Source organism: Pseudomonas parafulva, assembly GCF_002021815.1.
Taxonomy (GTDB): domain Bacteria; phylum Pseudomonadota; class Gammaproteobacteria; order Pseudomonadales; family Pseudomonadaceae; genus Aquipseudomonas; species Aquipseudomonas parafulva_B.
This window is the reverse complement of the sequence record NZ_CP019952.1, coordinates 2,439,343-2,448,103: the sequence shown is the minus strand read 5'-3', so window position 1 is coordinate 2,448,103 and position 8,761 is coordinate 2,439,343. Positions and strand designations below refer to the sequence as shown.

Below are 8,761 nucleotides of genomic sequence, written 5' to 3'. Positions count from 1 at the left end.
CCATGGATAAAACCAAACTGCGCAAATGGGGCATCGGGCTGGGCCTTGCCGTGATGGCGAGTATCGGCCTGTATGCGGTTCAGGCCCCAGCCAAGGCACCGCAGTACATCACCGCCCAGGTCGAGCGCGCCGACATCGAGAACGCGGTACTGGCTACCGGGGTGCTCGAAGGGATCAAACAGGTGGATGTGGGTGCCCAGGTATCCGGTCAGCTGAAATCGCTCAAGGTGAAGCTGGGCGACAAGGTGACCGAAGGCCAGTGGCTGGCCGAGATAGACCCGCTGGTGCTGCGCAACACCTTGCGCCAGGCGGAGGTGGACGAGCAGAAGCTGCAGGCCCAGCGCCGCTCGACCCTGGCCCAACTCAAGCAGGCCAAAGGGGTCTATGAACGCTATCGGGCGCTGCAGGTCGATGCCTCGGTATCGCGCCAGGAATATGAAAAGGCCGAGGCCGACTATCAGGTCCAGCAGGCCGCCGTGGGCTCGCTCGATGCGCAGATCCGCAGCGCCCAGGTGGAAATCGACACGGCCCGAGTCAACCTGGGCTATACCCGCATCAGCGCACCGATCACAGGCCACGTGGTGGGCATCGTTACCCAGGAAGGGCAGACGGTGATCGCCAACCAGCTGGCCCCGGTGCTGCTCAAGCTGGCCAACCTGGACACCATGACCGTCAAGGCACAAGTCTCGGAAGCGGATGTGATTCACATCACGCCGGGCCAGGAGGTGTATTTCACCATCCTGGGGGAAGACAAACGCTATTACGCCAAACTGCGCGGCACCGAGCCTGCCCCTCAGCACTACGCCCAGAGCAGCGACAAGGCAGAGGGCGGGGCCGGCAAGCCAACGGGCGCTGTGTTCTACAACGCCTTGTTCGAAGTCCCCAACCCTGATCACCGCTTGCGCATCGCCATGACGGCGCAAGTGCACATCGTACTCGACACCGCGCAGCAGGTGCTGACCGTGCCAGTGGCAGCACTGGGTGGGCGCGAGGCCGACGGCAGCTTCGCCGTGCGGGTGCTCGATGACAAGGGCTTCGCCGAGCAGCGCAAGGTGGTGGTGGGGATCAACAACAACGTTCGGGTACAGATCGAGCAGGGTCTCAACGAAGGTGACCGTGTGGTGATTGGCGAGCCGATCACCGGCGACTCGGGAGCCTGAACATGAACATGAATGTGCAACCGACCGCCCCCCTGAGCCAGGCAACAGGGCAGGGGGAGCCCTTGCTTTGCCTGAAGGGCGTTACCCGCAGTTTCCAGGCCGGCGAGCGGGCTTTTCTCGCCCTCAAGGGTATCGACCTGCAGATTCACCGTGGTGAGCTGGTGGCCATCATCGGCGCCTCGGGCTCGGGCAAGTCCACGCTGATGAACATCCTGGGCTGCCTGGACAATGCCAGCGCTGGCAGTTACCGGGTCGATGGTCAGCAAACCCGGGACCTTGACGCCGATGCGCTGGCCGCTCTGCGCCGCGATCACTTCGGGTTCATCTTCCAGCGCTACCACTTGCTGCCGCACCTGGACGCCCTGCACAACGTCGAGATCCCTGCCGTGTACGCCGGGATGGACCTGCAACGCCGCCATGAGCAGGCGCAGACGCTGCTGAGCCGGCTGGGGCTGGGCGAGCACTTGCGCCACCGTCCCAGCCAGCTGTCCGGAGGCCAGCAGCAGCGGGTGAGCATATGCCGGGCCCTGATGAATGGCGGCCAGGTGATCCTGGCAGACGAACCCACAGGCGCGCTGGACAGCGCCAGCGGCAAGGAAGTCATGAAGATCCTGCTGGAGCTGCACGCCGCGGGCCACACCGTGATCCTGGTCACCCATGACCCGCAGGTGGCCGCACATGCCGAGCGCATCATCGAAGTCAGCGACGGTCAGATCGTCAGCGACCAGCGCAAAGCCCCTGAAACGGTGCCTGCACGGGCCGTTGCCCCAACGCCGGCTCGGCCAGGTGGGCATCGCCTGTTGGCAAGCCTGGGCATGTTCCGCGAGGCGTTCAAGATGGCTTGGCTGGCCTTGGTGTCACACCGCATGCGTACCTTGCTGACCATGCTGGGGATCATCATCGGCATCACCTCGGTGGTGTCTATTTCAGCTATCGGCGAGGGGGCCAAGGGGTATGTACTCAAGGACATCCAGGCCATCGGCAGCAACACCATCGATGTGTATTCAGGAAGCAACTTCGGCGACAGCCGGGCCAGAAACATCGAAACCTTGGTGCCGGCGGATGTGGCGGCGCTCAACGCCTTGTATTACGTCGACAGCGCAACGCCTGTGATCGGTCAGGGCACGCTGGTGCGCTACCGCAACCTGGACGTGGACGTACAGCTCAATGGCGTCAGCGAGCACTACTTCCAGGTGCGCAACATCCCACTGGCAGCGGGCATCGTGTTCAGTGCCGAGGATGCCCGGCGCCAGGCCCAGGTGGTGGTCATCGACCATAACACCCGCGAACGCCTGTTCGGCCCGGCCATCGACCCCCTTGGGCAAGTGATCCTGGTCGGTAACCTGCCCTGTACCGTGATCGGCGTCACGGCCCGCAACAAGAACCTGTTCGTGGCCAGCAACCAGCTGAACATCTGGGTGCCGTACGAGACTGCCGCCGGGCGGGTGCTGGGACAGCGTCACCTGGACAGCATCAGCGTGCGGATCAAGGATGGGGTGCCCAGCAAGCGGGTCGAGGAGGAGGTCAGCCGGGTACTGCTGCAGCGCCACGGCAGCAAGGACTTCTTCACCAACAACCTGGACAGCATCATGCAGACCGTGCAGAAGACCAGCCGCTCGCTGACCTTGCTGCTGTCGCTGATCGCGGTGATCTCGCTGGTGGTGGGCGGCATCGGGGTGATGAACATCATGCTGGTATCGGTGACCGAACGTACCCGGGAAATCGGCATACGCATGGCCGTCGGGGCCCGTCAGGTCGACATCCGCCAGCAGTTCCTGGTCGAAGCGGTCATGGTCTGCCTGTTGGGCGGGTTAGTGGGCGTGGGCCTGTCCTACGCGGTGGGCTACCTGTTCGAACTGTTCGTCAAGCAATGGGAAATGGTGTTTTCTCCGGCCTCGATCGTGATGGCGTTCGCCTGCTCGACCTTGATCGGGGTGGTGTTCGGCTTCGTGCCGGCGCGCAATGCGGCTCGACTGGACCCCATCGAAGCGCTGGCACGGGACTGAGCCACCCGCACTACAGTTGGACCGGAGCTTGGCCTAGGCGTACATCCAGCGCATCAGCGAATGCCGCCCGCCGATGCCCAGCTTGATCACGGCCCGGCGCAGGTAGCTTTCGACGGTATTCACGCGCAGGCCAAGCCGCTCGGCCTGCTCGGGGGCCGTTTGACCGGCCAGCAGCCCAAGGCAGACCTGGCGCTCGCGTTCGGACAGCTTAAGGCCGGTCTGGGCCAGGCGCTCAATGAACCGCTGCTCCAGGCTCTCGTGGCTATTGCGCTGCGCGGTGGGTTGCAGGGCACGCAGGTGTTTCTCCAGCATCGGCAGCACCAAGGGTGTAATGGCCTCGAGCCTGTTGCGCTCCAGGGCGGAGAAGCCGTAGGTGGTGTCGGCGCGCAGTACGCGGATCTCGACCCGCGCGTCGCTGGTGCGGATACGGTGCAGGCGCGATGGGTCGCCCGAGGCGGTGGCAGTGGCTTGATCGCACGAGAACACGGTTTCGTCGAGCACGGTGGTTTCGCTCGGCGAGCGTGGCAGCTGGCGGATCTGCGTGGCGTCGATGCACAGGTGAGCCTGAATCAGGTCATGCAACAGGCGGGGGAACTGGCGGCTGCCGGTGCTGGCAATGATCTTGCCGATCTGGGGATAAATGGAATTGATGCTCATCGAATCGTCCTTGAGGCCAGGGCAGAAACCCGGCTGTGGTGCAAGCCCTCATCCTGGGCCGGCATCGGTGCGTGACAGGTATGCTAGTACAACGAGCGAGTCCTGGCTAAATCAAGGCTCGATGATGCCATATTGATATTGTTTTGTGGGCGCCATGCCGATCAGCGGGTTTGCTATCATGCCGCCTCCCTGACTAGCACAAGGCCCCATTTCCATGCCCCTGAGCGCCGAACAGATTGCCGAGTTTCGTGAGTTTGCCGAGCAGTTGGCCGATGCTGCGAGCGCGGCCATCACGCCTTACTTTCGTGCAAGCCTTGAGGTCGAGGACAAAGGCGGTCGCTTGTACGACCCGGTCACCGTCGCCGACAAGGCGGCCGAGGACGCGATGCGCGAGCGGATCCAGGCGCGCTATCCAGACCATGGCATTCTCGGTGAAGAGGCGGGCGTGGCCGTGGGCAGCAGCCCGTTGACCTGGGTGCTCGACCCGATCGACGGCACCCGTGCCTTCATCACCGGCCTGCCGTTGTGGGGCACGCTGATCGCGCTCAACGACGGTACCCGGCCAGTCGTGGGGGTGATGAACCAGCCCTTTACCGGCGAACGGTTCATCGGCACGCCCGAAGGTGCCTGGTCGGGCACGCGAGCGCTCAAGACCCGCGCCTGCAAGGAACTGGCAGCGGCCACGCTGATGTGCACCACCCCTGACATGTTCGATACGCCTGCGCGCAAGGCTGCGTTCGAGCACGTGGCCAGCCAGGCGCGGCTGATGCGCTACGGTGGCGATTGCTATGCCTATTGCATGCTGGCGTCGGGCTTTGTGGATGTCATCGTCGAAGCCAGCTTGCAGCCCTATGACGTGCAGGCGCTCATGCCCATCATCGAGGGCGCAGGCGGGGTGATCACCGCCTGGGATGGCAGCAGCGCGCAGCAGGGCGGTTGCGTGGTGGCCTGTGGTGACCCGGCCCTGCATGCCCAGGTCGTGGAGCTGCTGCGCGGCGCGATGTAACTCAGGTCACTGCACGGACTGGCGCTTGCCGCACTTTTTTGGCTTTCGGGGCTCTATGCTAGGCCCAGGCCGCCGCGATCCCCGCGGTGGCCGCCGAAAATGAAGCGGTGCCGATGGTAGTGTGCAGTTGCTCCACGATAGTTCGCCTGCTGTTGGCAGGCTCCCTGGCCAGCCTGTGCGCCTGCACCCAGCAGCAGGGGCGCGACATCGTCAACCAGCTGGGCGAAGGCAAACCCAGCGAGCTGTTCCAGACCAGTGTGGACCGCCTGGCCACCTTGTCGATGCGCGACAACCTGCAAAGCCTCTACCTGCTGATGAACAAGCTGTACCTGCGCAATCCCAACCAGTTGCAACGTTCAGGCTACCTGGACGCGGCCACGGCCGAGCGCCAGATCCGCCTGGCCATCGAGCAGCGCCAACCCCTGGCGCAACTGGGCAATCGACGTGACCTGGCTGCCTTGAGTTATGCCTTGAGCCCGGAGTTTCGCGGTGATCGAGTGGGTGCGTTCATCTACGCCATCGGCAGTATGCTGATCACCGCCCACGGTGGGCGCACCGCGTTCTACATGACCGACACCCTCGACCCGTTGTTCATCAACAACGCCGCGCGCAACATCGAAAAAGCCACCTGGATGCTGAGCCAGCGGCAGGACGCCAACGGTGTGTTGTTGCTGTTCTCCAATGAAATTTCGGAGGAGGGCAGCAACCTGAGTTTTGCCGTGGAGTTCGGCAAGGTGGTTGCCCGCCTCGACCTGCTGGCCGAGCTGCTCGACGAGCGTTACCGCCGTATCGGCCTCAATTATGCGCAAAGCCTGCTGCTGATGAATTTCCTGCCGGTACAGTGACCTGCTGCGCCTGGAGCAGGGCCTGGATGGCCTTGCGGTAACGCTGCCCGGCCAGGCTCATGCTGTTGTTGTGCGTTGCACCCGGCACCAGCAACAGCGTCTTGGGCTCGCGCGCGGCCTCGAACAGCTGCTGGCTGAAACGCGAGGGCACGTAGCGGTCGTCCAGGCCATGGACCAGCAGCACCGGCAGGTCGATGTCGCCGATCTTGCCCAGCGAGTCGAATTTCTGCGACAGCAGCCAGCGCACCGGCAGCGATGTATTGGCGACCACGCCTGCCACATCGCCCAACGAGGTGAACGTGGACTCCAGGATCAGCCCTCGCGCCGGGGCGCTGGTGCGCGTGTCTCGGGCTTCACGGGTAAGCGTGCGCGCCAGGTCGACCGCCACGGCCCCACCCAGGGAGTGCCCATAGATCAGGCGTTTGCTGGCATCAGGTTGCAGTTGGGCGAAACGCTCCCAAGCCACGCGAGCGTCCTCGTACACGGTGGCTTCCGAAGGCAAATCCCCTCGGCTGCGACCAAAGCCGCGATAGTCCACCGCCAGCACCGAATAACCCATGGCGTGCAGCTGCTCGATGCGAAACAGCTGGCCCGTAAGGTTCCAGCGCACACCGTGCAGGTAAAGAATGGCCGGGGCATCGGCGCGTTTTGCGGGCCACCACCAGGCATGCAGGCTCTGGTTCTCGGCGAAGGTACGCGGGCGCAGGTCCAGCTCCTGAACACCGCCGGGCAGGCCATGGAACCAGCTGGCCTGGCCGGGCTCGATGCGAAACACCAGCTCGCGTTCCTTGTGCTGCAAGACCGAGCACCCGGCGGGCAGGGCGAGCACCAAGGTGGCAGCGCACAGCCAGCTGAACCAACGGCGGCGTAGGGCGGAGAACAACCGGGTAGACATACGGAGTTTGGGGGTCTCGAAAGTGGTCAAGGCGCGGGAACGTACAAGAAGCGTGGCGTAGTTCTATCAAATGCTGCAGGTCATATGTAAGAAATATTACCCGCCGGCGGGTCAGCTTCTTTGCAAGCTGTTTCCAGCGCGAGCGTGCGCACGGTGCGCCGATTGCGCAAGCGCCCCGCAAGCAGGTAGCGTGGCCCGACACCCTCCTGACGAAGGCTTTGTTTTGGACTCGATAACCCAAGCCGTTCTCGGCGCTGCGTTGCAAGGCACATTGTTGGGGCGCATTCAGGGCCGTCGGGCCCTGGTCTACGGCGCTGCGCTGGCCACACTGCCGGACCTGGACGTGATCATCCGCTATGCCGACCCGGTCTCGCAGATGACCTACCACCGTGGCTTTTCCCACTCAGTGTTCGTGCTGACCGCGCTGGCAGCGCTTCTGGCATGGCTGGTGAACAGGGCCTGGCCGGACAAAGGCTATACGCTGTCCCGCTTATTCCTGACGTTCTGGCTGGTCTTGGTGACCCACCCTGTGCTCGACGCGTTCACCGTGTACGGCACCCAGCTGCTCTGGCCCTTGCACGTGACCCCGCAAAGCTGGGCGGCCGTGTTCATCATCGATCCTGTGTATACCGTACCGTTGCTGGTGGCGGTGGCCTACGCCGCCGTGCGTGGCACCCATGCCCGCGCACTACGGTTCATGGCCGTGGCGCTGGTTTTGAGCACCACGTACCTGGGCTTAGGCCTTGCCAGCCGTACCCTGGCAGAACACCGTTTCCAGGCCGCGCTCGATGCCAAGGGCGTGACTGTGAGCGAGGTTCGGGCAGTGCCCATGGCGTTCAACAGCCTGGTCTGGCGGGTCTTGGCCAAAGCGCCGGACGGCGTCTATTACGAAGGGGTCAGTAGCCTGTTGGACCGCCAGTCGCCAGAGATGCTGCGCCTGAACCGCAACCTGTCATTGGCCCAGGTGCTGGCAAACGATCCGCTGCACCAGCGGCTGCGCTGGTTCACCGACGACTGGCTGCGCTACGACCAGGTCGGCGACCGGCTGGTGGTGACCGACCTGCGCATGGGTACGCCGGGCAACTACACATTCCGCTTCGACATGGCACGGAAGGGCGAGCAGGGCCGCTGGCAGACGCAGCAGCCGGCCGTGCACACCGTCAGCGGCCCGCGCGATCTGTTCGACGGGCAGGCACTGAGGTTGATCTGGCGCCGCATCGTCTTCCAGCAACCCCCGCTGCCCTTGGCCGCCTGGACCGCACGCATTGCAACGCCAGGGCAAGGCCAGGTGGAGTAGCCCCCCATGCGCTCAGGCGGGCTGGACCTGGTGAAGTGGGTCGCGATGCTGGCGATGGTCGCTGACCACCTGCGCTTTCTCTGGCCGCAGGCCCACGGCCTGTTCGTGGTTGGCCGACTGGCGTTTCCGCTCTTTTGCCTGGCCATGGCCATGAACGTGGTGCGGCGCGGGCCTGACACGTTGCTTGATCGCCACCACGGGCGGTACCTGGGGCCGATGCTGCTGTTCACGGTGCTGTCCGAGCCCGCTTACCGCTGGCTGGACAGCGGCTCGACCACGTTCAGCATCATGCCGACGCTGTTGTTGGGCCTGCTGCTGGCCTGGGGCGTGCAGCATACCCAGTTGGCAACGCGGCTGCTGGGGCTGGTCGCGCTGGGCGCAGGTTGGGCTGGCAGCCCGTACCTGATGTACGGCCTGCCAGGGGTGCTGCTACCCGCCGTTTGCGTGCTTGGCCACCGCTACGGGGGCCGAATGTGGCTTGTGCCGTGCCTGTCGGCGGTTGCCGGCAACTTGACCAACAGCTGGTTGATGACGCACCTGAGCGCCCCCTTCACCTGGGTCACGCTGACGGTTGCCGCCGTGGCCATCCCGGTCGGCAACGGCCTGTTGCACAGCCGATGGCGTCGCGTGCCGGCAGTGGGTCGCTGGGGCTATGGGTTCTACCCGCTGCACCTTTTGCTGATCAAAGCTGCGGGCATTCTTCAGCTGTGACACACCTGTTCCACCTTTGACCCAAGGTTGAAGCAACTGTGTCGAGCATTCGCCCGTATCCGGCCCCTGCTCACTGACGGCCAAAGGCTCTACCGCGGTATCTCCGGCCCTCAGCCGGCGGTTTGGCACAGCCGTTGCTCTTGCCTGGAATGACGCTCGTCGCAGCGTCGCCATAACAAGAACG

General features: G+C 64.3%; 8 protein-coding genes. 6 read left to right on the top strand and 2 right to left on the bottom strand.

The window, feature by feature from the left end; genetic code table 11:
- Positions 1 to 2 precede the first annotated feature (2 nt).
- Together macA and B2J77_RS11090 are read left to right on the top strand one after the other, a co-directional pair.
- A complete protein-coding gene (macA, locus tag B2J77_RS11095) occupies positions 3 to 1,160 on the top strand; it encodes a macrolide transporter subunit MacA (protein ID WP_078478649.1) in 1,158 nt (385 codons plus the stop codon).
- A 2-nt stretch (positions 1,161 to 1,162) separates the two neighbouring features.
- Positions 1,163 to 3,166, top strand: coding sequence for a MacB family efflux pump subunit (locus B2J77_RS11090; protein ID WP_078478648.1), 2,004 nt, complete (start codon positions 1,163 to 1,165; stop codon positions 3,164 to 3,166).
- Positions 3,167 to 3,199: 33 nt separating this feature from the next.
- Here the strand turns inward: B2J77_RS11090 and B2J77_RS11085 are convergent, their stop codons facing one another.
- Positions 3,200 to 3,823 (bottom strand): helix-turn-helix domain-containing protein, encoded by a 624-nt coding sequence (locus B2J77_RS11085; protein ID WP_230376832.1) that lies wholly within the window; start codon positions 3,821 to 3,823, stop codon positions 3,200 to 3,202.
- 214 nt (positions 3,824 to 4,037) lie between these two features.
- Here B2J77_RS11085 and hisN point away from each other — a divergent pair, with 214 nt between their 5' ends.
- Positions 4,038 to 4,829, top strand: coding sequence for a histidinol-phosphatase (gene hisN, locus B2J77_RS11080; RefSeq protein WP_058604555.1), 792 nt, complete (start codon positions 4,038 to 4,040; stop codon positions 4,827 to 4,829).
- A gap of 113 nt (positions 4,830 to 4,942) precedes the next feature.
- Positions 4,943 to 5,674: a hypothetical protein gene (locus B2J77_RS11075; protein WP_058639248.1), complete on the top strand. Its 732-nt coding sequence runs from the start codon at positions 4,943 to 4,945 to the stop codon at positions 5,672 to 5,674.
- On the opposite strand, the gene B2J77_RS11070 is transcribed toward B2J77_RS11075, so the two are convergent.
- Positions 5,625 to 6,569, bottom strand: a complete 945-nt coding sequence (locus tag B2J77_RS11070; protein ID WP_058604556.1) for an alpha/beta hydrolase — start codon at positions 6,567 to 6,569, stop codon at positions 5,625 to 5,627. The genes B2J77_RS11075 and B2J77_RS11070 overlap by 50 nt on opposite strands.
- Positions 6,570 to 6,792: 223 nt before the next feature.
- Here B2J77_RS11070 and B2J77_RS11065 point away from each other — a divergent pair, with 223 nt between their 5' ends.
- Both B2J77_RS11065 and B2J77_RS11060 read left to right on the top strand, forming a co-directional pair.
- Entirely contained in the window at positions 6,793 to 7,866 is a 1,074-nt protein-coding gene (locus B2J77_RS11065) for a metal-dependent hydrolase (protein ID WP_078478647.1), read from the top strand.
- 6 nt (positions 7,867 to 7,872) lie between these two features.
- Positions 7,873 to 8,577, top strand: coding sequence for a TraX family protein (locus tag B2J77_RS11060; RefSeq protein ID WP_078478646.1), 705 nt, complete (start codon positions 7,873 to 7,875; stop codon positions 8,575 to 8,577).
- The last annotated feature ends 184 nt before the right edge of the window (positions 8,578 to 8,761 follow it).